The sequence below is a fragment of the Microbacterium sp. Root53 genome, assembly GCF_001426925.1.
Lineage (GTDB): Bacteria > Actinomycetota > Actinomycetes > Actinomycetales > Microbacteriaceae > Microbacterium.
Window position 1 is genome coordinate 161,100 of record NZ_LMFR01000001.1, and the last position, 24,943, is coordinate 186,042.

Consider the following 24,943-nt stretch of genomic DNA (forward strand, 5'->3'; position numbering starts at 1 on the left):
GGCATGCGTATTTTACGAAGTGGAAACACTCGGCAACGGCGCCGGAAACAGTGGGTTCCTATCGTCGACGTCGCCGAACAGGAGGACTGCCGTGACTGAACAGTCGACCCGCGAACAGTCGACCCGCACCGTCGAGCGCGCGCTGTCGCTGCTCGCCCATGTCTGCGAGGAGGGCAGCGCGTCGCTCGCCAACTCGGCGCGCGCCGTGGATCTCTCGCCGAGCACCGCGCTGCGGCTGCTGCGCACGCTCGAGGCGACCGGCTTCGTGCGCCGCGACGACGAGGGCAGCTACCGCCCCGGGTCGCGGCTCGTGCAGCTCGGCGCGCAGGCGCTCAGCAACGAGTCGCTCATCGACCTGTGCCACCAGGAGATGGTGGGCCTCGCCGAGGCCACCGGCGAGTCGATCTACCTGAGCGTCGAGGGCCACGGCCAGTCCGTGCTCTACATCAGCATCGTCGAGGGCTCGCACTCGATCCGCCACGCGAACTGGGTGGGCCGCACGATCCCGATGCAGGGCTCTGCCGCGGGCCTGGTCCTCAGCGGCGAGACGCCCGAGACCGGCTTCGTGGTCGTGGAGCGGGGCATCGAGCGGGACGTGACCGCGCTCGCCGCCCCCGTCATGGCCGGCCGGCGCGTGGTCGCCTCGCTCAGCATCCTTGTGCCGACGTACCGCATCGACGAGCGCGCGACCCGGCAGTTCGGCCGTCTCCTCTCCGACGCCGCCCGGCGCATCTCCGCCGGCCTCACCGACGGCACCGTCCCCCCGAAGGAGCACCCGTGATCCGGTTCGAGAACGTCTCGAAGGTCTACGACGACGGCACCCGCGCGGTCGACGACCTCAGCTTCGAGGTGCCCGCGGGCACGCTCCTGGCGCTGGTCGGCCCGTCCGGCTGCGGCAAGACCACGTCGCTGCGCATGATCAACCGGCTGATCGACGCGACCAGCGGATCCATCACGCTCGACGACATCGACGTGCTGAGCACCGACCGCGTCACCCTCCGCCGAAAGATCGGGTACGTCATCCAGCACGCGGGCCTGTTCCCGCACCGCACGGTGGTCGACAACGTGGCGGCGCTGCCGCGGCTGCTCGGGGGCGACCGGCGCTCGACGCGCGCCCGCGCGCTCGAGCTGCTCGAGCTCGTCGGCCTCGACGAGCGCTTCGCGCACCGCTACCCCTGGCAGCTGTCGGGCGGGCAGCAGCAGCGGGTCGGCGTGGCGCGCGCGCTCGCGACCGACCCGCCGTACCTGCTCATGGACGAGCCGTTCAGCGCCGTCGACCCGATCGTCCGCGCGCAGCTGCAGGACGAGTTCCTGCGGCTGCAGCAGGAGATCGGCAAGACGATCGTGATGGTCACGCACGACATCGACGAGGCTCTCAAGCTGGGCGACCACGTGGCGGTGCTCCGCACGGGCGGCGTGCTCGCCCAGATCGGCACGCCGATGGAGCTGCTCACCTCGCCGGTCGACGACTTCGTCGCGGACTTCATCGGCGGCGCCCGCGGCTACCGTGCGCTGGGCTTCGCGGGCCTCCCGGCCGGCGCGACCCTCGCGACCGAGCGGACGGCGCGCATCGGCGAGCCGCTGCGGGGCGAGGACGGCTGGACCGTGGTGGTCGACGACGCCGGCCGGCCTCTCGGATGGACGGACGCGCGCACCGCGCCGACCGCCGAGCCGTCCGCGCTCCACACGGCCTCGCGGTTCCTGCCCCGCACCGCGTCCCTGCGCGACCTGCTCGACGGCGCTCTGGCCTCGCCGGCCGGCCGCGTCGGGATCGTGGACGACGCCGGCGTGCTCGTCGGGTCGCTGAGCGCGGCGGACGTCGTGGACGCCAACGCCAGGCGGGCCGCATGACCGTCGACTGGATCTGGTCGAACCTCGGCCAGATCGGGACCCTGTTCCTCAACCACGTCTGGCTCACGGTGCTGCCGACGCTGATCGGCCTGATCATCTCGATCCCGCTCGGATGGTGGGCGCACCGCTCCGGTCGCGGCGGCGCCCTGATCGTCGGGACCGCCGGCCTGCTCTACACGATCCCGTCGCTGGCGCTGTTCATCCTGCTGCCGTCGATCCTCGGGACCCGGATCCTGGATCCGCTCAACGTCGTGATCGCCCTCACCGTCTACACGCTCGCGCTCCTGGTGCGGGTGGTCGTGGACGGGCTCGGATCCGTGCCGCACGAGACCGTGGCCGCCGCCGAGGCGATGGGGTACCGCGCCTGGCAGCGCCTGCTGCTGGTCGAGCTGCCCGTCGCCGTGCCGGTGATCATCGCGGGGCTGCGCGTCGCCGTCGTCTCGAACGTGAGCATCGTCACGATGGCGGCCCTGATCGGGATCCCGCAGCTCGGCACCCTGTTCACCCAGGGCTTCCAGCTGCGGCTCATGGTGCCGCTGCTGACGGGAATCCTGCTCTGCGTCCTGCTGGCCATCGCGCTGGACCAGCTGCTCATCCGCACGGGCCGCATCGCGACCCCCTGGCGCCGCACGGAGGTGCCCGCATGACGCTCCTCGACTGGCTCGCGGATCCGGCGAACTGGACCGGCGCGACCGGCATCCCGGCGCAGGTCGGCTACCACCTGCTGTACACCGCCATCTCGCTCGGCATCGCGTGCGCGATCGCGATCCCGCTCGGCATCCTGATCGGGTTCACGGGCCGCGGCGAGACCCTCGTGGCCGGATCGGCCAACGCCCTGCGCGCGCTGCCCACGCTGGGCCTGCTCGTGCTGCTCTTCCTGGTCCTGGCCCCCGTGATCGCCGGCCGGCTCGTGTTCGTGGTCCCGACGATCGTGGTGCTCGTGCTGCTGGCCGTGCCGCCCATCCTGACGGGCACGTACACCGGCATCCAGAGCGCCGACCCCGCGGCCGTGGACGCGGCGCTCGGCATGGGCTACACCCGGTCGCAGATCCTGTGGCGGGTGCAGATGCCGTGCGCGCTGCCCCTGCTGCTGTCCGGCCTGCGGGGCGCCACCCTCCAGGTGGTGTCGACCGCGACGGTCGCCGCCTACCTCGGCCTGCAGGGCCTCGGACGCTTCATCATCGACGGACGCGCGCAGGCCGACTTCGCCCAGATGGCCGGCGGCGCGCTCGTCGTGGCCGTGCTCGCCCTGGCGCTCGAGCTGCTGTTCGCGCTCCTGGGCCGCACGGTCGTCTCTCCCGGTCTGCGGCGCTCGCCGCAGCGCCGTCGTCGCCCGCGCCCCACCGACACGGCGACCTCGGTCCTCCGCACGCTGCCGGCCGCCCGGTAGCCACCCCACCCCACCCCCACCCCACCCACCCCACCCGAAAGGCATCCCCCATGCGCACCACGCGATTCACCCTCCTGTCCGCCGCCGCCGCCGCCGCCCTGGCCGGAGCCCTCGCCCTCACCGGCTGCGCCACCGGCGAGCAGGCCCTGTCGAACGGCGGCGCGGCAGGCTCCTCCGGCGAGTCCGTCGTCATCGGCTCGGCCGACTTCACCGAGAGCCAGCTCATCGCCACGATCTACTCGCTCGCCCTGCAGGACGCCGGCGTCGAGGTGCGCGAGCAGTTCAACATCGGCAGCCGCGAGGTCTACATGGCGGCGCTGCAGGACGGCTCGATCGACCTGATCCCCGAGTACTCCGGGGCGCTGCTGAAGTACCTCGACCCCGAGTCGACCGCGAGCACCTCCGAGGACGTCGTGGCCGAGCTCGACGAGGTGCTCCCCGAGGGAGTCGAGCGCTACGAGATCTCCGAGGCGCAGGACAAGGACATCCTGGCCGTGACGCGCGAGACCGCCGAGACGTACGACCTCACCACGATCTCCGACCTCGCCCCGCACGCGTCCGAGCTCATCCTGGGCGGACCCGCCGAGTGGGCGACGCGTGTCAACGGCGTCGTCGGGCTCCGCGACGTGTACGGCCTGGAGTTCAAGGAGTTCCAGAGCCTGGACGCGGGCGGCCCGCTCACCATGACCGCGCTGCTGAACGGCCAGATCCAGGTCGCGGACGTGTTCAGCACCGACCCGGCCCTCACCGAGAACGACCTGGTCGCGCTCGAGGACGACAAGTCGCTGTTCGCCGCCGAGAACGTGGTGCCCGTGGTGTCGTCCGCCAAGTCGACCGACACGATCCGCGAGACCCTCGACGCCGTCTCCGCGGAGCTCACCACCGAGGCGCTCATCGAGATGAACGGCAAGGCCGCCGACGGCACGAGCCTCACCGACATCGCGCGCGAGTGGCTGGACTCCGTCTCGCTCTGAGCCTCGCCCGCCCTCAACGACCCACCCGCAACACTCGAAGGAACACTCATGGCCCGTCGGATCCGCGCCGCGCACGGCAGCACTCTCACCGCCAAGACCTGGCAGACGGAGGCCGCGCTCCGCATGCTGATGAACAACCTCGACCCCGAGGTCGCCGAGCACCCCGAGGACCTCGTGGTGTACGGCGGCACCGGACGGGCCGCGCGCTCGTGGGAGGCGTACGACGCGATCGTGCGCACCCTCGAGACGCTCGAGGCCGACGAGACCCTCCTCGTGCAGTCGGGGAAGCCGGTCGGGGTGTTCCGCACGCACGAGTGGGCGCCGCGCGTCCTGATCGCGAACTCCAACCTGGTCGGGGACTGGGCCACGTGGCCTGAGTTCCGCCGCCTCGAGGCGCTCGGGCTCACGATGTACGGTCAGATGACGGCCGGGTCGTGGATCTACATCGGCACGCAGGGCATCCTGCAGGGCACGTACGAGACGTTCGCCGCGGTCGCCCGCTCGCTCGGACGGGAGTCGCTGGCCGGCACCCTGACCCTGACGGGCGGCGCGGGCGGCATGGGCGGCGCCCAACCCCTCGCGGTCACGATGAACGGCGGCGCCGTGCTGATCGTGGACGTGGACGAGTCCCGGCTGGCGCGCCGCGTGGAGCACGGCTACCTGGACGAGTACACGACGTCGCTCGACGACGCGCTCGAGCGCGTGCTCGCCGCCAAGGCCGAGGGAGAGGCGCTGTCGGTCGGCGTGGTCGGCAACGCGGCGACGGTGTTCCCCGAGCTGCTGGCCCGCGGCGTGGCGGTCGACGTGGTCACGGACCAGACCAGCGCCCACGACCCGCTCGCCTACCTGCCCGAGGACGTCGCGTTCGAGGACTGGAAGACCGAGGCGGCGCGCGATCCCGAGGGCTTCACCGAGCGCTCGCGCCGCTCCATGGCCAAGCACGTCGACGCCATGGTCGGGTTCCTCGACGCGGGCGCCGCGGTGTTCGACTACGGCAACTCGCTGCGCGCCGAGGCGAAGCTCGGCGGCAGCGAGCGGGCCTTCGACTTCCCGGGCTTCGTGCCGGCGTACATCCGGCCCCAGTTCGAGGAGGGCCGCGGCCCGTTCCGCTGGGCCGCGCTCTCGGGCGACCCGGCCGACATCGCGGCGACGGACCGCGCCATCCTCGAGCTCTTCCCCGAGGACGCCGCGCTCGCGCGCTGGATCACGCAGGCCGGCGAGAAGGTGCACTTCGAGGGCCTGCCCGCCCGCATCTGCTGGCTGGGCTACAAGGAGCGGCACCTCGCGGGCCTGAAGTTCAACGAGATGGTCGCGTCGGGCGAGCTGTCGGCGCCCATCGTGATCGGGCGCGACCACCTCGACTCCGGATCCGTCGCGTCGCCGTACCGCGAGACCGAGGCGATGAAGGACGGCTCGGACGCGATCGCCGACTGGCCGCTGCTGAACGCCCTCCTCAACACGGCCTCGGGCGCCACCTGGGTGTCGCTGCACCACGGCGGCGGCGTCGGCATCGGCCGCTCCCTCCACGCGGGCCAGGTGACGGTCGCCGACGGCACCCCGCTGGCCGCGCAGAAGCTCGAGCGCGTGCTGACCAACGACCCCGGCACGGGCGTCATGAGGCACGTCGACGCGGGCTACGAGCACGCGGCCGACATCGCGCGCGAGCGCGGCCTGCGCGTGCCGATGTGGGAGGGCGAGTGACCGCTCCCGCGGCCTTCGACGCCCTCGGTCTCCTGCGGGAGATCGAGGGCATCGGCCGCGACCCGCGCCGCGGCGGGTACTCGCGGCACGTGTTCGACGACGCCGAGCGCACGCTGCGCGACTGGTTCGTCGAGCGCGCCACCCGCCTCGGCCTCGGCGTCGAGACCGACCGCAACGGCAACCTCTGGGCGTGGTGGGGCGAGCCCGGCCCCGACGCCATCGTCACGGGCAGCCACCTCGACTCTGTCCCCGGCGGCGGCGCGCACGACGGCCCCCTGGGCGTCGTCAGCGCGCTGGACGCGGTCGCCCGCCTGAAGGGCGAGGGCTTCGCGCCCGCCCGCCCCCTGGCGATCGTCGTCTTCGCCGAGGAGGAGGGCTCGCGCTTCGGCATCGCCTGCCTCGGCTCCCGGCTGCTGTCGGGCGAGATCGATCCGGCGCGCGCCGGAGCGCTCCGGGATGCGACGGGCCGCAGCTTCGCGGATGCCGCGCGCGACGCGGGGCTGGCGTCGTTCGGCCGCGACGACGAGGCGCTGTCGCGCATCGGCGTCTTCGTCGAGCTGCACGTCGAGCAGGGCAAGGGCCTGATCGACCTGGACGCCCCGGTCGCGGTGGCGTCGTCCATCCTGGAGCACGGCCGCTGGCGCGTGGACGTGCGGGGTCAGGGCAACCACGCCGGCACGACCGAGATCGCCGATCGGCGCGATCCGATGCTGCCCGCCGCGGCCGCCATCACGGCGGCGCGTCGCGCGGCCTCACGCCGGTCGGGCGCGCGCGCCACGATCGGGCGGCTGGAGCCCATCCCCGGCGGCACGAACGTGATCGCGTCGCGCGTCGCCGCATGGATGGACGTCCGCGCGTCGTCGGAGGCGGACACCCGCGCGATCGTCGAGGAGGTCGCGGCCGAGGTCGCCGAGGCCGCCGCCGCCGAGGGCTGCGAGGCGTCGGTCGTCGAGGAGTCGTACAGTGCGGAGGTGCGCTTCGACCCCGTGCTGCGCGATCGGCTCGCGGCCGCGCTGGGCGGCGTGCCCGTGCTGCCGACCGGCGCCGGTCACGACGCCGGCGTGCTCTCGGCCCATGTGCCCACCGCGATGCTGTTCGTCCGCAACCCGTCGGGCGTCTCGCACGCGCCCGAGGAGGGGGCCGACGACGCGGCCGTCGCGGCCGGAGTCGACGCTCTCGCACAGTCGATCCGGGAGCTGTCGTGAGCGTCTGGGTGGATCGCCTGCTGCGCGACGGACGCGTGCTGCGCGGCGTGCTGTTCGAGGCGGACGACGCCGGTCTCGTGGTGGGGGAGCGCCACGCCGACGCGCCGCCGCCCGGGGCGGTCGCGCTCGACTTCGCCGTGCCCGGCCTCGGCGACGCGCATTCGCACGCCTTCCACCGCGCCCTGCGCGGCCGAACCCACGAGAGCGGGTCGTTCTGGACCTGGCGCTCGGCCATGTACCGCGCCGCGGCGCGCCTGGATCCGGATCTCTACCGCGAGTTCGCGACGGCGGTGTTCCGCGAGATGGCGCTCGGCGGATGGACGGCGGTCGGCGAGTTCCACTACGTGCACCACCGCCCCGACGGGACGCCGTACCCGGACCACGCCATGGAGCTCGCGCTCGCGGATGCCGCCGAGGCGGCGGGCATCCGGCTGGTGCTGCTGGACACGTGCTATCTCGCCGGGGGGATCGGCGAGGCGCTGTCGCCCGAGCAGCGCCGCTTCGGCGACGGCGACGCCGCCGGGTGGCTGGAGCGCTGGCACGCGCTGCGCGAGACGCTCGCCGGGCGGTCGCCGCTCGTGACGCTCGGGGCCGCGATCCACTCCGTGCGCGCGGTGCCGCGCGGCGACATCCGGCGCATCTCGGCCGAGCTGCCGCGCGACGTCCCGCTGCACATCCACCTGTCCGAGCAGCCGGCCGAGAACGAGGCCAGCGTGCGCGCCTACGGCCTGACGCCGACCGAGGTGCTCGCCGAGGACGGCGTGCTGAGCGATCGCCTGTCGGTCGTGCACGCCACGCACCTGACCCCGCGCGACATCGAGCTGCTGGGCGCCGCGCGCGTGCACGCCGTGTTCTGCCCCACCACCGAGGCCGACCTCGGCGACGGGATCGGCCCGGCCGCCGAGCTGGTCCGCGCCGGCGTGCGGCTCGCGGTCGGCTCCGACCAGAACGCGGTCGTCGACGCGCTGCTCGAGCTGCGCGGCCTCGAGGCGGGGGAGCGGCTGCGCTCGCTCAGCCGCGGGCGCCTGGCCCCCGACCTGCTGTGGCGCATCGGCGCCGACGGCGGCTACGGCTCGCTGGGGCTTCCCGCGCCCGCGCGCCTCGGCGGCCCGCTCGACCTCGTCGAGCTCGACGACCGGTCGCTGCGCACCGCCGGCAGCGAGCCGCTGCAGGTGGCGCTCACCGCGACCGCCGCCGACGTGCGCCGCACGGTGGTCGGCGGCGCCGCGGTCGAGGTCGATGCCGCCGCGGTGGCGCGCCGCCTCGGCGAGATCGTCGACGGCATCTTCGAGGAGGACGCATGACCAGCGAGCTCATCACCGGCATCTCCGAGCTCACGACGAACGACCCCGCGCTCGAGACCGGCCTCGGCGGGCGCATCCGCGACGCGGCGCTCGTGGTCGACGATGGGCGCGTGGCGTGGGTCGGGCGCGCGGCCGCGGCCCCCGACGCCGACCGGCGCACGGACCTCGAGGGGCGCGCGGTGCTCCCCGGCTGGGTGGACTCGCACACGCACCTGGTGTTCGCCGGCGACCGGTCCGAGGAGTTCGAGCACCGGATGGCCGGGCACGCGTACGCGGCCGGCGGCATCCGCACGACGATGGCCGCCACGCGGGGGGCGTCCGACGAGGAGCTCCGCGCCGCCGCGGCCCGTGCGCGGGACGTCGCGCTGCGCTCGGGCACCACGTGGCTCGAGGTCAAGACGGGATACGCGCTCGACGTCGAGGGCGAGGCCCGCCTGGCCCGTCTCGCGGCCGAGATCACGTCGGACGTCACGTTCCTCGGCGCGCACGTGGTGCCGCCCGGGACGGACGTCGACGAGTACGTCGCGCTCGTGACCGGACCGATGCTCGACGCGGTCGCGCCGCACGCCCGCTGGATCGACGTGTTCTGCGAGACCGGCGCCTTCACCCCCGAGCAGTCGCGCGCGGTGCTCGAGGCCGGGCGCCGCGCCGGGCTGGGTCTGCGGGTGCACGGCAACCAGCTGGGGCCGGGTGAGGGGGTCGCGCTCGCGGTGGAGCTCGGGGCGGCGTCGGTCGACCACTGCAATCACCTCTCAGCGTCCGACGTCGACGCGCTCGCCGCATCCGACACGGTCGCGACCCTGCTGCCGGCGTGCGACCTCAGCACGCGCCAGCCCTTCCCGCCCGCGCGCGAGCTGATCGACGCCGGCGCCACGGTGGCGCTGGCGAGCAACGCGAACCCCGGCACGTCGAACACGACGTCGATGGCCTTCTGCGTCGCGACCGCCGTGCTGCAGATGCGGATGACCGTGGAGGAGGCCGTGTGGGCGGCGACGGCCGGCGGTGCGATCGCGCTGCGACGCGACGACGCCGTCGGCCGGATCGCCCCGGGCTTCCGCGCCGACCTGCACGCGATCGACGCCCCGTCGGTCTCCCACTTCGCCTACCGCCCCGGCATGGAGCTCACCCACCGGGTCTGGCGCGGCGGAGCCGAGGTGCCGCGCGGCTGATCCTGCGTACTCAGGCCGCGACGAACGCGTGCAGCGACTCGGGCGACAGTGCGTGCTCGATCGCGAGCATGCTGGCCCCGAGCACGGCCGCGTTCTGCGCCGCGGCGGACTGCACGATCGACAGGTGCTCGGTCGCGAGCGGGATCGAGCGGGTGTAGACGACCTCGCGCACCCCGGCGATCAGGTGCTCGCCGACGCGGGCCATCGATCCGCCGATCGCGATCACCGAGGGGTTCACGAGGCTCACCGCGGTCGTCAGCACCTCGCCGATGTCGCGGCCGGCCTGGCGCACGGCCTGGATCGCGTCGATGCTGCCGCGCTTGACGAGGTCGACCACGTCGTCGCCGTTCTCGGCCGGGATGCCCTGCTCGCGCAGCGCCCGCGCGATCGCGGGCCCCGACGCGAGCGCCTCGAGGCAGCCGCGGTTGCCGCAGTGGCACGGGACGCCCGCGCCGCGCGCGACCTGCACGTGCCCGATGTCGCCCGCGATGCCCTGCGCTCCGCGCTGCAGCACGCCGCCCGAGATGATCCCCGAGCCGATGCCCGTGGCCACCTTCACGAACATCAGGTGGTCGACCGCAGGCCAGGCGGTGGCGCGCTCGCCGAGCGCCATGATGTTGACGTCGTTGTCGACCAGCACGGGCACATCCAGATGCCGGCGGACCCAGCCCGGCACGTCGACGCGATCCCATCCGGGCATGATCGGCGGGTTGACGGGCTGACCGGTCGAGTGCTCGACGGGTCCGGGCACGCCCATCCCGATCGCGGCCAGCTCGGTGCGCGATCGCCCGATCCGCTCCATGAGCGCGGTCGCGTTGTCCACCACCCACGTCAGCACGGGCTCGGGCCCGAGCGCGATGTCGAGCGGCTCGCTGTGCTGCGCGATGATCCTCCCCGCCAGGTCGCTCACGGCGAGCGTGGCGTGCGAGGCGCCCAGGTCGGCGGCGAGCACGACGCGGGCCTCGGGGTTCAGGGCGAAGCGGGACGGCGGGCGTCCGCCGGTCGACACGGCCTCGGCCATCGGGATGATCAGGCCCATGCGCATCAGCTCGTCGACGCGGGCCGCGATCGTCGAGCGCGCCAGTCCCGTGGCCTTCGCGAGCTCGGCCCGGGTGCGGGGGACGCCGTCGCGCAGAAGCTGGAACAGCTGGGACACGCCCGACACGTTCGTGCTCGTCGCGGTGCTCATATTCCCCACGCTTCAGTCTAACTTCGCGGTCTCGGCGCCGAAGGTGCGGCGGGATGCGACGCGCGGCGGCCGAAGGTCGTTCCGCGTCGACGGAAGTGCGAGCACTACGACGCGCGACCGGTGGGCTTGGCGAAGCGCTGCTGCAGCAGCACCGCGATCACGATGATCACGCCCTTGGCGACGGCCTGCACGGACGACGACAGGTTGTTCTGCACGAACACGTTCGACAGGGTCGCGAAGATCAGGACGCCGAACACCGTGCCGGTCACGGTGCCGCGACCGCCCACCAGCAGCGTGCCACCCACCACCACGGCGGCGATCGCATCCAGCTCGAGCAGCTGGCCGTGCGTCGACGTGCCCGCGGTCGTGCGGCCGAGCATCATGACGGCGGCGATGCCCGCGCACAGCCCCGCGATGGCGTAGAGCCACATGGTGTGCCGGCGCACGTCGATGCCCGCCAGGCGCGCGGCCTCGCGGTTGCCGCCGATCGCGACCGTGCGGCGGCCGAACGTGGTCCGGTTCAGCAGCACCCAGCCGCCGATCGCGACGAGCGCGAAGATCCAGATCAGGATGTCGACACCCAGGAGATCCTGGTTCAGCGCGCTGACGAACCCGCGGTCCCCGACAACGAGCGTGCGCCGCTCGGCGAGGATCTCCGCGAGGCCGCGCGCCGCGACCAGCATCGCGAGGGTCGCCATGAAGGCCACGACCTTGCCGTAGGCGATCACGATGCCGTTGATCAGGCCCGCGCCGAGCCCGACGCCGAGCGCGATCAGCACCATGAAGATCCAGTGCGTCTGGTCGACCAGGTCCTGCACGGCGGCGAGCGTCGCGACGACCGACGCGAGGCCCAGCACGGAGCCGACCGACAGGTCGATGCCGCCCGCGATGATCACGAGCGTCATGCCGATCGAGATGACGCCGATGATGGACGCCTGCCGCAGCACCGTGAGCATGTTCGACACCCCGAGGAAGGTGTCGGGCGCCGTGATCGCGCCGACGATCACGAGCAGCAGCAGGGCGACGACCAGTCCGAGGTTGCGGCCCACGGATCCGGACAGGATGCCGGCGAGTCCGGCGCGCGCCGAGGCGCCGCGCGCGGGCCCGCCCGCGGGCGCGGGCGAGGGGCCGGTGGCGGCCGCGGTCGTGGTCTGCTCGCTCATGCGGCGGTTCCTTTCATGACGAGGTCGAGCACGCCGTGCTCGTCGATCTGCGACGCGGGCAGCGTCGTGAGCACCTGGCCGTCGGCGACGACGAGCACGGTGTCGGCCAGGCCGAGCACCTCCTCGATCTCGCTCGAGACGATGACGATCGCGTTGCCCGCGGCAGCGAGACGGCGGATCAGCCCGTAGATCTCGGCGCGCGCGCCGACGTCGACGCCGCGCGTGGGCTCGTCCAGCAGGAGCACGCGCGTGCCGTGCACGAGCCAGCGCGCGAGCAGGATCTTCTGCTGGTTCCCGCCCGACAGGGTCATCGCCGGCCGGTCGGGATTCGCGGGTCGCAGCTCCAGTGCGGCGATCTGCTCCTCGGCCGCACGGCGCTCGGCGCGCTCGTCGAGGAAGCCCGCCTTGGCGAACCGCGACATGGACGAGAGCGTCACGTTGACGAAGATCGGCTCGTCCAGCACGAGCCCCTGGCTCTTGCGCTCCTCGGGCGAGAGGCCGACGCCGGCGGATACCGCCGACACCACGGAGCCGCGCCGCAGCGGCCGGCCGCCCACGCGCACGGTGCCCGCGGTGGCCCGGCGCGCGCCGTAGACCGTCTCGAGGATCTCGGAGCGGCCCGATCCGACCAGGCCCGCGAGCCCGACGATCTCGCCCGCCCGCACCGAGAACGACACGTCGCGGAACACGCCCGCGAGGCCCAGGTCCTCGACCTCGAGGACGACTGGCGCCTCGCCCGGCACGGGCACGGCGGGAGGGAAGACGTTCTCGACCTCGCGACCGGTCATCCGCGTGATCAGTTCGCGCGTGGGGGTCTCGGCGACCGGCAGGCCGCTCGCGGTGGAGCGCCCGTCCTTGAGCACCGTGATGCGGTCGCCGATCTGCCGGATCTCCTCGAGCCGGTGCGTGATGTAGATCACCGCGATGCCCGCGGCGGTGAGCTCCCGGACCACGCCGAACAGGTTCTTGACCTCCTCGGCGTCGAGCACGGCCGAGGGCTCGTCCATGATGATCAGCTTGATGTCGTGCGACAGGGCGCGGGCCATGCTCACGATCTGCTTGTTGGCGGCGCTCAGCCGCCCGACCTCGGTGTGGGGCGAGAGCCGGCCGTGGCCGAGGCGCTTCAGAAGCTCGCGCGTCCGCGCGGCGGCCTCGGAGCGGCGGGTGAAGCCGCCGCGCGCCAGCTCGTGCCCGAGGAAGATGTTCTCGGCGATCGTGAGGCCGTCCACGACGTCGAGCTCCTGGTACATGGTCGCGATGCCGAGCTCGAGTGCCGCCTCGGGCGTCGGGATGTCGACGCTCTCGCCCATCCACAGGATCTCGCCCTCGTCCGGGCGGTGGACGCCCGCGAGCGTCTTGATCAGCGTCGACTTGCCGGCGCCGTTCTGGCCCAGGATGCAGTGCACCTCGCCCGGGAGCACCTGCAGGTCGACGCCGCGCAGGGCCTGGACACCCGCGAACGCCTTGGTCACTCCCCGGACGTCGAGTAATGCCGGTGCATGGTCGACTTTGATCACGCGCCGAACATAACGCGGCCACCCGCCCTGTGTCGATCCCCGGAACGAACGGCTGCCGAATCCTGGATCCGGCGCAGACCGCGGCGCAATCCTTGATTTCTCCTGCGGGATATCGCCATGCGACTTTCGCCGTTCGGAAAACAAAAGGTGTCGCGGTGACAGGCGGTTCTGCTAGCTTGAGCGCGTCAGCGTGGACGGCTGCCCGGCGCCCACACTGTCGAGGCCGCATCGGATTTCAAGGAGGAAACATGCGCTCACACTGGAAGCCGCGCACGCGACTGCTGCTCACCGGCGCCGCCGTGCTGGCCGGCATCGGACTCCTCGCGGGCTGCACGGGCACGGGCACCGAGGAGGAGGACGTCGTCGACCAGGGCACGTCCAGCGAGGAGAACGCCGAGTCGGGCGACACGGTCGTGATCGGGTTCTCCGGGCCGGCCGCCGACCACGGCTGGCTCGGTGCGATCAACTCGGGGGCGCAGGCCGCCGCCGACAGCTTCGACGACGTCGAGCTGCGCATGGCCGAGGGGACGAACGATGCCAACGCGCAGATCGCCGCGGTCGAGACCTTCATCAACGAGGGCGTCGACGCGATCGTCCTGCTGCCGACCGACGGCGCGGCGCTCACCGAGGTCGCGATCCAGGCGATGGAGGCCGGCATCCCCGTCATCAACGTCGACCGCGAGTTCTCGAGCCCCTTCGCGGCGCGCGCGACCATCCTGGGCGACAACTACGGCATGGGCGTCAGCGCCGGCACGTACATCTGCGAGCAGGTGGGCGACAACCCCGACGCGGTCGTCGCGGAGATCGCGGGCATCGACTCGCTGCCGCTGACGCAGGACCGCTCGCAGGGCTTCGCGGACGCCCTCGAGGACTGCGGCCTGGAGGTCTCGGCGCGCGTCGCGGCCGACTTCACCGTCGCCGGCGGCGAGTCCGCCGCCTCGCAGCTGCTGTCGGCCAACCCGCAGATCGACGCCCTGTGGAACCACGACGACGACCAGGGCGTCGGCGTGCTCGCGGCGATCGAGGCCGCGGGCCGCGACGAGTTCCTCATGATGGGCGGCGCAGGCAGCCGCAACGCCATGGAACTCATCCAGGCCGACGACTCGGTCCTGAAGGCCACCGTGATCTACCCGTCGACGCAGGCGGCCGACGGCATCGCGCTCGCCCGCCTCATCGCGCAGGGCAAGACCGTCAGCGACCTGATCACGCCGAGCGTGCCGAACCGGATCGTGCTCGACGCGCCGGTCGTCACCAAGGAGAACGTCGACCAGTTCATCGACCTGGCCTTCGAGTCCTGATGTCCGTCCGGGGCGCCCGTCCACCGGGCGGGCGCCCCGCCCACCTCCGCAGAGAGGAGCTGAGCGATGTCCGACACGCTCCGCATCGCCATGATCGGCCACGGCTTCATGGGGGCCGCGCACTCGCAGGGATGGCGCGTCGCGCCCCGGTTCTTCGACCTGCCGCTCGGCGTCGAGATGGCCGTGGTCGTGGGGCGCAGCGACCCCGAGGCGTCCGCCCGCAAGTGGGGCTGGCGCGAGGCCGAGACCGACTGGCGCCAGGTCGTGGCGCGCGACGACGTCGACGTGGTCGACATCGTCACCCCGGGTGACACGCACGCCGAGATCGCCATCGCGGCGCTCGAGGCCGGCAAGCACGTGTTGTGCGAGAAGCCCCTGGCCAACACGGTCGAGGAGGCCGAGCGGATGTCCGCCGCGGCCGCGTCGGCGGCCGAGCGCGGCGTGCGCTCGATGGTCGGCTTCACCTACCGCCGCGTGCCCGCCGCCACGTTCGCGCGCGATCTCGTCGCGGCCGGCCGGCTCGGCGACATCCGGCAGGTGCGCGCCGAGTACCTGCAGGACTGGCTGGCGGACGCCGAGGCGCCGATGACGTGGCGCCTCGAGAAGGAGCGCGCCGGATCGGGGGCACTGGGCGACATCGGCGCCCACGCGGTCGACCTGACCGAGTACATCACCGGCCAGGCGGTCACGACCGTGTCGGGCGTCGTCGCGACCCTGGTGACCGAGCGCCCGCTGCTCGAGCACGGCATCGGGCTCTCGGGCACGGCGTCGGCCGCGCGGGGGCGCGTCACGGTCGACGACCTCGCCCTGTTCACCGGCCGCCTGGCATCCGGCGCGCTCGCGTCGTTCGAGGCGAGCCGGTTCCGGACGGGCCGCAAGAACGCGCTGCGGATCGAGATCTCGGGGTCGCTCGGCGCCCTCGCGTTCGACCTCGAGCGCCTCAACGAGCTGGAGTTCTTCGACGCGACCCTGCCGCCGACCGAGCAGGGCTTCCGGCGCATCCTGGTCACCGAGCCGGAGCACCCGTACCTGGAGCCCTGGTGGCCGGCCGGGCACATGCTCGGCTACGAGCACGGCTTCTCGCACCAGGTGAACGACTTCGTGGGCGCCATCCACGCGGGAACGCAGCCCGAGCCGTCGTTCGCCGACGGCCTGCACGTGCAGCGCGTGCTCGACGCTGTGCTGCGCAGCTCGGAGTCGGGCAGCGCGTGGACGCCCGCCGACGACGACCGATAGACCGCACGCACGAGACAACGGAGGAACGCGATGACGCGACCGGTCACACTCTTCACCGGCCAGTGGGCCGACCTGCCGCTCGAGGAGGTCGCGCGCCTGGCCGCCGGCTGGGGCTACGACGGGCTCGAGATCGCCTGCTGGGGCGACCACCTCGACCCGTGGCGCTGGGACGACGACGACTACATCAGGGACCGGCTCGACCTGCTCGAGCGGCACGGGCTGAAGGTCTGGGCCATCTCGAACCACCTCAAGGGCCAGGCCGTCTGCGACGACCCCATCGACCAGCGGCACCGCGACATCCTGTCGGATCGGGTGTGGGGCGACGGCGACCCCGAGGGGGTCCGGCAGCGGGCGGCCGAGGAGATGAAGAACACCGCCCGGCTGGCGGCGAAGCTGGGCGTGAAGACCGTCGTCGGCTTCACCGGGTCGTCGATCTGGAAGTACGTGGCGATGTTCCCGCCGGTCTCGCAGGAGGCCGTCGACGCCGGGTACCAGGACTTCGCCGACCGGTGGAACCCCATCCTGGACGTGTTCGACGAGGTCGGCGTGCGCTTCGCGCACGAGGTGCACCCGTCCGAGATCGCGTACGACTACTGGACGACGGTCCGCACGCTCGAGGCGATCGGGCACCGCGAGGCGTTCGGGCTGAACTGGGATCCGTCGCACTTCGTGTGGCAGCAGCTGGACCCGGTCGGCTTCATCCTGGAGTTCCGCGACCGGATCTACCACGTCGACTGCAAGGACGTGAAGCTCAACATCGGCAACGGCCGCAACGGGCGGCTCGGCTCGCACCTGGCGTGGGCCGACCTGCGCCGCGGCTGGGACTTCGTGTCCACCGGTCGCGGCGACGTGCCGTGGGAGGCGTCGTTCCGGGCGCTGAACAGCATCGGCTACGACGGCCCGATCTCGGTGGAGTGGGAGGACGCCGGCATGGACCGGCTGCAGGGCGCGCCGGAGGCCCTCGAGTTCGTGCGGCGCAACGCGTTCGCGGCGCCGGAGGCCGCGTTCGACGCGGCGTTCAGCAGCCGCTGAGTGAGGGGGACGGCCGAGGGACCGGGCGGATCGTCGCGATCCGCCCGGGCCCTCGTCATCCGGCTCGACGGGGGAGTGATCGTCGAACCCGCCGTCCGTGGCCCATGTCCCACTTGATGCCCGAATGGCCGCCCGATAGCGGCCCAGACTGGGACACGGTCGGGCTCAGACGGGCGTGAACTGGGACACGCCCCGGGCGGCCGATCCCGATAGCGTGAGCGCATGGCTGAGCACAGGGTGAGCGCGCCGGTGATCGCGCCCGGCGAGAAGGTCAAAGGGCCCGCCTCCTACTTCCCCAACATCGAGAAGACGTACGGCAGGCCCATGCAGGAGTGGCTCGACCTCGTGGTCGAGCGGCTCGACGGCGCATCGCACATGGATGTCGTCGCATGGCTCAAGGACGAGCACGGCCTCGGTCACGGCCACGCGAACGCGATCGTCGCCTACGCGAAGGCGGCGCTCGCGAAGTAGCCGCTCAGGCCTCGGCGATCGTGGGGATGTCCTCGAACACGATGAACGTGCGCGTGGAGCGCACGGCCGGGATGCCCTGCAGCTCCTCGAGCACGACCCGGCGCAGGTCGCGGCTGTCGCGGGCGCGCACCAGCAGCAGCACGTCGAAGTCGCCGCCCAGCAGGGCCGCGTGGTGCACCTCGGGGATGCGCGTCAGCCGCTCCCGCAGGTCCTGCCAGTCGGCCTGCTCGACGTTGAGGCCCACGTACGCGCTCGCGTGCATGCCCTCGAGGATCGGATCGGTGCGCACCGTGAAGCCCCGGATGACGCCCGTGTCCTCCATCTTCTTCACGCGCGCGTACGCGCTCGCCCGTGACACCTTGACCTTCGCCGCGATGTCGCTGATCGACGCGCGGCCGTCGTGGCGCAGCGCGGCGAGGATCGCCCGGTCCGTCTGATCCAGCTCCATCGCAGGCCCCCCAAATCTCCAGTCCATCCTGGACGCTCTGCGCACAACATACCGCTCGTTCGGCAATCCGTCTCGCGATGGATCGACGGGGGCAGACGGATTGCCCCGCGCGACGCATCCTGTAGTCATCTACGACGACGTGGAGGAACTCATGGACGCCCCCGACGCCCTGCGCACGGACCTGCTGCCGCGCGAGCATCCCGTCCGGCTCATCGACGAGCACGGGCGCCTGACCGAGGACGACCGCTACGCGGCGCCCCCGACCGAGCGCCTGCTGGAGGCCTACGGCGCGCTCGTGCGCGGCCGCCGCATCAACGAGCAGGCGAACGCGCTCGTGCGCCAGGGCCGGCTCGCCGTGTACCCGTCGTCGCACGGGCAGGAGGCCTGCGAGGTCGCGGCGGCGCTCGCGCTGCGCGACGGCGACTGGCTCTTCCCGACCTACCGCGACTCGGTCGCCGTGATCACCCGGGGGGTCGACCCCGAGGAGGCGTTCGTGCTGCTGCGCGGCGACTGGCATGCCGGCTTCGACCCGCGCGCGCACCGCATCGCGCCGCACGCCACGCCGCTCGCGACCCAGCTGCTGCACGCCGTGGGGGTGGCGTTCGCGGCCAAGTCGCGCGGCGAGGACACCGTCGTGCTCGCGATGTGCGGCGACGGCGCCACGAGCGAGGGCGACTTCCACGAGGCCCTCAACTTCGCGGCCGTGTTCCACGTGCCGGTCGTGTTCCTGGTGCAGAACAACGAGTTCGCGATCTCGGTGCCGCTGTCGCGGCAGACCGCCGCGCCGTCCCTCGCCCACAAGGCCATCGGCTACGGGATGCCCGGCCAGCGCGTCGACGGCAACGATGTCGCGGCCCTGCTCGCGGTGCTCGGCGACGCGGTCGAGAACGCGCGCGAGGGCGGCGGGCCCGCGCTGATCGAGGCGCACACGTACCGGATGCAGGCGCACACGAACGCGGACGACGACACGCGCTACCGCGATCGCGAGGAGGTCCGGGCGTGGGAGGAGCGGGATCCGCTGCGCCGCATGCGCGCGCATCTGCTCGCCGAGGGAGCGCTCGACGACGCGACCGAGGCGGCGTTCGCCGAGGAGGCCGATCGCACGGCGACGGCGATGCGCGACGCCATGAACCGCGAGGTGCATCCCGACCCCGAGGACCTGTTCCGCTTCGTCCACGCGGAGCGGACGCCGCAGCTCGACGCCCAGTGGGCGCAGCTGCGGGACGAGCTGGCACGCGAGGAGGCAGGCGCATGAGCATGATAGAGCACACCCGCACGGAGGTCGCCGCGCAGGAGGCCCCCGTGATGACCATGGCGGGCGCGATCAATCGGGCCCTCGCCGACGCGATGGAGGCCGACGGCTCCGTGCTCGTGATGGGGGAGGACGTCGGGAAGCTGGGCGGCGTCTTCCGCGTGACGGACGGCCTCGCGGCGCGCTTCGGCGAGCACCGCTGCTTCGACACCCCGCTGGCCGAGTCCGGCATCGTGGGCACCGCGATCGGCATGGCGATGAACGGCCTGCGCCCGGTCGTCGAGATGCAGTTCGATGCGTTCGCCTACCCCGCGTTCGAGCAGATCGTGAGCCACGCGGCCAAGATGGCGAACCGCACGCGCGGCGCCATCCGCCTGCCGATGGTCATCCGGATCCCGTTCGGCGGCGGCATCGGCGGCGTGGAGCATCACTGCGACTCGTCCGAGGCCTACTACGCGCACACGCCGGGTCTCACGGTCGTCTGCCCGGCCACGCCGCAGGACGCCTACAGCCTGCTCCGCGCCGCGATCGAGCACCCCGACCCCGTGATCTTCCTGGAGCCGAAGAAGCTGTACTGGTCCAAGGCGCCCGTCGACGTGACCGCGCCCGCGGCGATCGGGCACGCGCGCGTCGCGCGGCCCGGCGCCGACGTGACGCTGATCGCGTACGGCAGCTCGGTGGGCGTCGCGCTGGACGCGGCCGAGGTCGGGGAGAGCGAGGGACGCAGCGTGCAGGTGGTGGACGTCCGCACACTCACGCCGTGCGACGACGAGACGCTGTTCACGGCCGTCCGCTCCACGGGCCGCGCGGTCGTGATCGCCGAGGCCCAGGGCTTCGCGAGCGTCGCGTCCGAGCTCGCCGCGCGCATCGGCGAGCACTGCTTCGAGCACCTCGAGGCGCCCGTGCGCCGCGTGACCGGCTTCGACATCCCGTACCCGTCGCCGAAGCTCGAGCACTTCCACCTGCCCGACGTCGACCGCGTGCTGGACGCGATCGACACGCTGAACTGGGAGGACCGATGACCACCGCGACCACGCAGGTGTTCCGTCTGCCGGATCTCGGCGAGGGGCTGACCGAGGCCGAGCTCGTGCAGTGGCTCGTGCAGGTCGGCGACGACGTGCGCGTCGACCAGGCGATCGCCGAGGTCGAGACCGCCAAGAGCGTCGTCGAGCTGCCCTCGCCGTTCGCCGGCACCGTGGTCGCGCTCCACGGCGAGCCCGGCACCATGCTCGCCGTCGGGCAGCCCGTGCTCGAGGTCGCAGCCGACGCCCCGGCGGCTGCCGTGCTCGTTGAGCGAGGGGGCGAAGCGACCGAGTCGAAACGCCCCGAGCCCACTCCCGACCGCACCGAGCTCGAGGCGTACCGCTCCGAGGAGCGGGCCGGATCCGGCAACGTCCTGATCGGCTACGGCACGAGTGAGCACCGCGCCGGCGCGCGGCGTCGCCGCCCGCGCCGCGTCCCGTCCGTCGGGCCGGCGGTGCGGATGTCGCCTCCTGCGGCCGACACGCGCACATCCGCCCCGCCGACCCGACACACGGCACCGGATGCGCCCGCCAAGCCGCCCGTGCGCTCGCCGCTGGTGCGCCGGCTCGCGCGCGACCTCGGGCTCGACGTCACCACCATCCGCCCGAGCGGCGCCGACGGGGTCGTGACGCGCGCCGACGTGCTGCGCGCCGCCAACGCCGCGTCGTCTGACGGGTCGGCGGGGCTGACGGCGCCCGGTGGGGCCGCCGCGCCGACATCCGCACCGCAGACCCGTCAGACCGCACCCGCGCCTGCGGGCGACCTGCAGGTCGCGAGCCGCGAGCGGATGTCGATGCTGCGCCGGTCGGCCGCCGCGAAGTTCAGCCGCAGCCGGGCCGAGATCCCCGAGGCGACCGTATGGGTGGACGTCGACGCGACCGAGCTGTGGAGCCTCCGCCCCGCCATGGCGGCGCCGGGGGAGCGTCCGCCGTCGCTCACGGCGCTGCTGGCCCGCTTCGTGCTGCTGGCGCTCGAGGAGTTCCCGCTGCTCGCCGGGCGCCTCGACGGCGAGGACATCCTGACCTTCGACGGCGTCAACCTCGGCGTCGCGACCGACACGGAACGCGGGCTGATGGTGCCCATGCTCCCGCGCGCCGACCGGATGACGGTGCGCGACCTCGACGCCGCCCTGCGCGAGACGACCGAGCTCGCGCGCGCGGGCAAGCTGCCGCCCGAGCGCCTCACCGGATCGACGTTCACGCTGAACAACTACGGCGCGCTCGGCGTCGACGGCTCGGCCGCGATCATCAACCACCCCGAGGTCGCGATCCTCGGCATCGGCCGCGTGATCGAGAAGCCGTGGGTCGTGGACGGCGTCATGACGCCCCGCCGCATCGCGCAGCTGTCGCTCGTGTTCGACCACCGCGTGTGCGACGGCGGCTATGCGTCGGGCTTCCTCCGCCGCGTGGTGTCGGCGATCGAGTCCCCGCTGTCGCTCTACGCGCGGCTGTAGCCGGACACTCGTGGGGCGCGGGATCCGCAGCTCCCGCGCCCACGAGTAAGGGGCGTCAGTCGAGGCGCGAGTGGTCGCCGAGCTTGTGCCAGGTGCGGTTGTGGTAGACCAGCGGGCCGGCCTCGTGCTCGGCGCCGCGGTTGATCTGGCCCTGCAGCGCGTGCACCGCGACGACGGTCGATCCGCCCGCCTCGAGGTGGCTGACGACCTTGGCGCGTGTCCACGCGCGCACGCCGGGGAACACCGGCTCGCCGGTGGGGAGGCGCGTCCACGCCGACGTGTCGGCGAAGCGGTCCACGCCGCTCGTCGCGGCGAGCTTCGCGAGGTCGACGTCGTCGGCGTCGAGCAGGTGGACGACCACCGAGTCCGCCGCGAGGATCGACGGCGCCGCGGACGACAGCGAGGACACCGAGAAGATCAGGATGGGCGGATCCACGCTCACCGAGGCGACCGAGGTCGCGGTGAACGCCACGGGCCCGTCGGGACCCTGCGCCGTGATCACGGACACCCCGCCCGGGTGGCCGCGGCAGATCGCCTTGAACTGCTCGGCGTCGAGCGCGCCGGGGACCGACAGCATCGCGCCCGCGGGGCGCGAGGCCTCACGGACGTCGCGCGCCAGGGCCGCCTGGTTCTCGCTCATGGACCGAGACGTTACCGAGGCCCGCGCGGGCGGGCGCCGGCGGGCGACTTATTACGAAACGTTCGACACCGAAGCGCCACGGGGGAGCGGATGTCACGCGGGTCCGGCGTCATCCGGCCCGCGGTACGCTGGGTCCGTGCAGACCTGTCGTTGTCGTCGCTGAGAGCCCGCGCCCAGCGCACCCCACCGACAACCGACCGTTCCCGCGTCCACGCACCGCCGGCCGCGGCCATCCTGAGGACACGCCCTTGCGTTACGCACATTCCGTCGCCGACCTGGTCGGCCGCACCCCGCTCGTCCGCCTGAACCACGTCACGGAGGGCATCGCCGCCACCGTGCTGGTGAAGGTCGAGTACCTGAACCCCGGCGGATCCTCGAAGGACCGGATCGCCGCCAACATCATCGACGCGGCCGAGGCGTCGGGCGAGCTCAAGCCGGGCGGCGTCATCGTCGAGCCGACCAGCGGCAACACGGGCGTCGGCCTCGCGCTGGTCGCGCAGCAGCGCGGCTACCGGATGGTCTTCGTCGTTCCCGACAAGGTGTCGGAGGACAAGCGCGCCGTGCTGCGCGCCTACGGCGCCGAGGTCGTCGTGACGCCGACCGACGTCGAGCCGAGCGACCCGCTGTCGTACTACAGCGTGTCCGACCGGCTCGCGCGCGAGATCCCCGGCGCGTTCAAGCCCAACCAGTACGAGAACCTCAACGGCCCCCGCAGCCACTACGAGACCACCGGCCCCGAGGTGTGGGCCGACACCGAGGGCACCGTCACGCACTTCGTGGCGGGCGTCGGCACGGGCGGCACCATCACGGGCACGGGCCGCTACCTCAAGGAGGTGTCGGGCGGCGCGGTGCGCATCGTCGGCATCGACCCGGTCGGCTCGATCTACTCGGCCGCGAGCCACGACGACGTGCACGGCTACTTCGTGGAGGGCGTCGGCGAGGACTTCTGGCCCGGCGCGTACGACCCGAGCGTGGTCGACGAGATCGTCGCGGTGTCGGACGCCGACTCGTTCGCGATGACCCGCCGCCTCGCCCGCGAGGAGGGCCTGCTCGTCGGCGGATCGAGCGGCATGGCCGTGGCCGGCGCGCTGCGCGCCGCGCGCGACCTGCCCGCCGACGCGATCGTCGTCGTGCTGCTCCCCGACCACGGCCGCGGGTACCTCGGCAAGGTGTTCAACGACCGCTGGATGACCGAGCGCGGCTTCGAGGTCGAGACGCCCGAGTCGCTCGTGCCGGCCGACCTGACGGCCCAGCTCGCCGAGGCCACCAAGACCAACCGCCACGAGACCCCCGGGAGCGCCGCATGACCGCCTCGCACGACGCCCGTTTCGAGACCGCAGCCGTCCACGCCGGACAGGAGCCGGACGGCCCCACGGGCGCGGTCATCCCGCCCGTGCACTTCTCCACCACGTACGTCCAGGACGGCATCGGCGGCCTGCGGGGCGGCTACGAGTACGGCCGCTCGGGCAACCCGACGCGCACCGCGCTCGAGACCCAGCTGGCCGCGCTCGAGGGCGGTGCCCGCGCTCTGTCGTTCGCGTCGGGCCTCGCGGCCGAGGACGCGCTGCTGCGCGCCGTGCTGCAGCCCGGCGACGAGGTGCTGCTCGGCAACGACGTCTACGGCGGCACCTACCGCCTGCTCGCGCGCGTGCTCGGCCCGTGGGGCGTCAAGCTGCGCGTGGTCGACCTGAGCGACCCGGCCGCGGTAGACGCGGCGTTCGCCGAGCGCGCTCCCCAGGTCGTGTGGGTCGAGACGCCCAGCAACCCGCTGCTGCGCATCACCGACATCCGCGCCCTGGCGGAGAAGTCCCGCGCCGCGGGCGCCCTGGTCGTGGTCGACAACACGTTCGCGTCGCCCGCGCTGCAGCAGCCGCTCGCGCTCGGCGCCGACGTCGTGGTGCACTCGACCACCAAGTACCTCGGCGGCCACTCGGACGTCGTCGGCGGCGCGCTGGTGTTCGCCGACGAAGAGCTCGCCGAGAAGGCCAAGTTCCTGCAGTTCGCCGTCGGCGGGGTCTCGGGCCCGCTCGACGCGTGGCTGACGACGCGAGGCATCAAGACGCTCGCCGTCCGGATGGAGCGCCACACCGCCAACGCGCAGGCGATCGCCGAGTACCTCGACGGGCACGGGAAGGTGGCCCGCGTGTACTACCCCGGCCTCGCGTCGCACCCCGGCCACGACATCGCCGCCGCGCAGATGTCCGGCTTCGGCGGCATCGTGTCGCTCGCGCTCGGCGACGGCGCGGCCGCGCGCCGCTTCGCGGAGTCGACGCGCCTGTTCACGCTCGCCGAGTCGCTCGGCGGCGTGGAGTCGCTCCTCAACTACCCCGACGAGATGACGCACGCGTCCGTCCGCGGCACCGAGCTCGCCGTCCCCGACGACGTCGTGCGCCTCTCGGTCGGCATCGAGCACGTCGACGACCTGCTCGCGGACCTGGACGCCGCCCTCTCCTTCTAGGAGCGTCTCGCACGCTCGCGCCGACGCTCCGCGCCGGACACTCGCGAGCGAGGAACGTCGCTTCGCTCCGTTCGGCAGCGCTTCGCGCTGCGGTTGGCCGCATCCGCGGCACGCTCGCTGCGCTCGCACGACAGTCGGCCGGATGAGCCGTCCGCACGTTCTCGTCAGG

At 73.0% G+C, this 24,943-nt stretch carries 22 protein-coding genes and 1 pseudogene; 18 read left to right on the forward strand and 5 right to left on the reverse strand.

Annotated features, from left to right (window positions below):
• Nucleotides 1-91 precede the first annotated feature (91 nt).
• The 9 genes from ASD19_RS00785 to hutI are packed head-to-tail and all read left to right on the forward strand — an operon-like array spanning nucleotide 92 to nucleotide 9,594.
• Nucleotides 92-781, forward strand: coding sequence for an IclR family transcriptional regulator (locus ASD19_RS00785; protein ID WP_055987827.1), 690 nt, complete (start codon nucleotides 92-94; stop codon nucleotides 779-781).
• Nucleotides 778-1,851: an ABC transporter ATP-binding protein gene (locus tag ASD19_RS00790; RefSeq protein ID WP_055987829.1), complete on the forward strand. Its 1,074-nt coding sequence runs from the start codon at nucleotides 778-780 to the stop codon at nucleotides 1,849-1,851. The genes ASD19_RS00785 and ASD19_RS00790 overlap by 4 nt, the downstream gene beginning before the upstream one ends.
• A complete protein-coding gene (locus ASD19_RS00795) occupies nucleotides 1,848-2,498 on the forward strand; it encodes an ABC transporter permease (protein ID WP_055987831.1) in 651 nt (216 codons plus the stop codon). The genes ASD19_RS00790 and ASD19_RS00795 overlap by 4 nt, the downstream gene beginning before the upstream one ends.
• On the forward strand, nucleotides 2,495-3,241 hold the full coding sequence (locus ASD19_RS00800; RefSeq protein WP_055987832.1) for an ABC transporter permease: 747 nt from the start codon (nucleotides 2,495-2,497) through the stop codon (nucleotides 3,239-3,241). Before ASD19_RS00795 ends, ASD19_RS00800 begins: the two co-directional genes overlap by 4 nt.
• Before the next feature lie 50 nt (nucleotides 3,242-3,291).
• Nucleotides 3,292-4,215 carry an ABC transporter substrate-binding protein gene (locus ASD19_RS00805; RefSeq protein WP_055987834.1) on the forward strand — a complete coding sequence of 308 codons (924 nt, stop codon included), beginning with the start codon at nucleotides 3,292-3,294 and terminating at the stop codon, nucleotides 4,213-4,215.
• Between the two features lie 48 nt (nucleotides 4,216-4,263).
• Nucleotides 4,264-5,916, forward strand: coding sequence for a urocanate hydratase (gene hutU, locus ASD19_RS00810; protein WP_055987837.1), 1,653 nt, complete (start codon nucleotides 4,264-4,266; stop codon nucleotides 5,914-5,916).
• The gene (locus tag ASD19_RS00815) at nucleotides 5,913-7,121 is read left to right on the forward strand and encodes an allantoate amidohydrolase (RefSeq protein ID WP_055987839.1); all 1,209 of its coding nucleotides are present in this window, start codon (nucleotides 5,913-5,915) and stop codon (nucleotides 7,119-7,121) included. Before hutU ends, ASD19_RS00815 begins: the two co-directional genes overlap by 4 nt.
• Nucleotides 7,118-8,425 (forward strand): formimidoylglutamate deiminase, encoded by a 1,308-nt coding sequence (locus tag ASD19_RS00820; protein WP_055987841.1) that lies wholly within the window; start codon nucleotides 7,118-7,120, stop codon nucleotides 8,423-8,425. Before ASD19_RS00815 ends, ASD19_RS00820 begins: the two co-directional genes overlap by 4 nt.
• Nucleotides 8,422-9,594: an imidazolonepropionase gene (gene hutI, locus ASD19_RS00825; protein ID WP_055987844.1), complete on the forward strand. Its 1,173-nt coding sequence runs from the start codon at nucleotides 8,422-8,424 to the stop codon at nucleotides 9,592-9,594. Before ASD19_RS00820 ends, hutI begins: the two co-directional genes overlap by 4 nt.
• Nucleotides 9,595-9,604: 10 nt before the next feature.
• Here the strand turns inward: hutI and ASD19_RS00830 are convergent, their stop codons facing one another.
• The 3 genes from ASD19_RS00830 to ASD19_RS00840 all read right to left on the reverse strand — a co-directional run bounded on the left by ASD19_RS00830 (nucleotide 9,605) and on the right by ASD19_RS00840 (nucleotide 13,418).
• On the reverse strand, nucleotides 9,605-10,783 hold the full coding sequence (locus ASD19_RS00830; protein ID WP_055987845.1) for an ROK family transcriptional regulator: 1,179 nt from the start codon (nucleotides 10,781-10,783) through the stop codon (nucleotides 9,605-9,607).
• Between the two features lie 104 nt (nucleotides 10,784-10,887).
• Complete coding sequence (locus ASD19_RS00835; protein ID WP_055987847.1) at nucleotides 10,888-11,946, reverse strand: ABC transporter permease; 1,059 nt, start codon at nucleotides 11,944-11,946, stop codon at nucleotides 10,888-10,890.
• Entirely contained in the window at nucleotides 11,943-13,418 is a 1,476-nt protein-coding gene (locus ASD19_RS00840; protein ID WP_055987849.1) for a sugar ABC transporter ATP-binding protein, read from the reverse strand. The genes ASD19_RS00835 and ASD19_RS00840 overlap by 4 nt, the downstream gene beginning before the upstream one ends.
• Nucleotides 13,419-13,711: 293 nt before the next feature.
• Here ASD19_RS00840 and ASD19_RS00845 point away from each other — a divergent pair, with 293 nt between their 5' ends.
• The 4 genes from ASD19_RS00845 to ASD19_RS00860 all read left to right on the forward strand — a co-directional run bounded on the left by ASD19_RS00845 (nucleotide 13,712) and on the right by ASD19_RS00860 (nucleotide 17,500).
• Nucleotides 13,712-14,761, forward strand: coding sequence for a substrate-binding domain-containing protein (locus ASD19_RS00845; RefSeq protein ID WP_055987851.1), 1,050 nt, complete (start codon nucleotides 13,712-13,714; stop codon nucleotides 14,759-14,761).
• A 90-nt stretch (nucleotides 14,762-14,851) separates the two neighbouring features.
• Nucleotides 14,852-15,997 (forward strand): Gfo/Idh/MocA family protein, encoded by a 1,146-nt coding sequence (locus ASD19_RS00850; RefSeq protein WP_055988190.1) that lies wholly within the window; start codon nucleotides 14,852-14,854, stop codon nucleotides 15,995-15,997.
• A gap of 30 nt (nucleotides 15,998-16,027) precedes the next feature.
• Nucleotides 16,028-17,029 carry a sugar phosphate isomerase/epimerase family protein gene (locus ASD19_RS00855; protein WP_055987853.1) on the forward strand — a complete coding sequence of 334 codons (1,002 nt, stop codon included), beginning with the start codon at nucleotides 16,028-16,030 and terminating at the stop codon, nucleotides 17,027-17,029.
• Nucleotides 17,030-17,251: 222 nt separating this feature from the next.
• The gene (locus ASD19_RS00860) at nucleotides 17,252-17,500 is read left to right on the forward strand and encodes a DUF4287 domain-containing protein (protein WP_055987855.1); all 249 of its coding nucleotides are present in this window, start codon (nucleotides 17,252-17,254) and stop codon (nucleotides 17,498-17,500) included.
• Between the two features lie 4 nt (nucleotides 17,501-17,504).
• Here ASD19_RS00860 and ASD19_RS00865 read toward each other — a convergent pair whose 3' ends face one another.
• The gene (locus tag ASD19_RS00865) at nucleotides 17,505-17,948 is read right to left on the reverse strand and encodes an Lrp/AsnC family transcriptional regulator (protein WP_134745999.1); all 444 of its coding nucleotides are present in this window, start codon (nucleotides 17,946-17,948) and stop codon (nucleotides 17,505-17,507) included.
• A 151-nt stretch (nucleotides 17,949-18,099) separates the two neighbouring features.
• On the opposite strand from ASD19_RS00865, the gene pdhA reads away from it, so the two are divergent.
• The 3 genes from pdhA to ASD19_RS00880 are packed head-to-tail and all read left to right on the forward strand — an operon-like array spanning nucleotide 18,100 to nucleotide 21,676.
• Nucleotides 18,100-19,203: a pyruvate dehydrogenase (acetyl-transferring) E1 component subunit alpha gene (gene pdhA, locus ASD19_RS00870; RefSeq protein WP_055987857.1), complete on the forward strand. Its 1,104-nt coding sequence runs from the start codon at nucleotides 18,100-18,102 to the stop codon at nucleotides 19,201-19,203.
• Nucleotides 19,200-20,222, forward strand: a complete 1,023-nt coding sequence (locus tag ASD19_RS00875) for an alpha-ketoacid dehydrogenase subunit beta (RefSeq protein WP_055987859.1) — start codon at nucleotides 19,200-19,202, stop codon at nucleotides 20,220-20,222. The genes pdhA and ASD19_RS00875 overlap by 4 nt, the downstream gene beginning before the upstream one ends.
• A complete protein-coding gene (locus ASD19_RS00880; RefSeq protein ID WP_055987861.1) occupies nucleotides 20,219-21,676 on the forward strand; it encodes a dihydrolipoamide acetyltransferase family protein in 1,458 nt (485 codons plus the stop codon). Before ASD19_RS00875 ends, ASD19_RS00880 begins: the two co-directional genes overlap by 4 nt.
• A gap of 55 nt (nucleotides 21,677-21,731) precedes the next feature.
• Here the strand turns inward: ASD19_RS00880 and ASD19_RS00885 are convergent, their stop codons facing one another.
• Complete coding sequence (locus ASD19_RS00885) at nucleotides 21,732-22,253, reverse strand: flavin reductase family protein (RefSeq protein ID WP_055988195.1); 522 nt, start codon at nucleotides 22,251-22,253, stop codon at nucleotides 21,732-21,734.
• A 311-nt stretch (nucleotides 22,254-22,564) separates the two neighbouring features.
• Here ASD19_RS00885 and ASD19_RS00890 point away from each other — a divergent pair.
• Both ASD19_RS00890 and ASD19_RS00895 read left to right on the forward strand, forming a co-directional pair.
• Nucleotides 22,565-23,605 (forward strand): annotated as a pseudogene (locus ASD19_RS00890) (pyridoxal-phosphate dependent enzyme); the annotation flags it as partial.
• 14 nt (nucleotides 23,606-23,619) lie between these two features.
• Nucleotides 23,620-24,774, forward strand: coding sequence for a cystathionine gamma-synthase (locus ASD19_RS00895; RefSeq protein WP_055987862.1), 1,155 nt, complete (start codon nucleotides 23,620-23,622; stop codon nucleotides 24,772-24,774).
• Nucleotides 24,775-24,943: the final 169 nt, after the last annotated feature.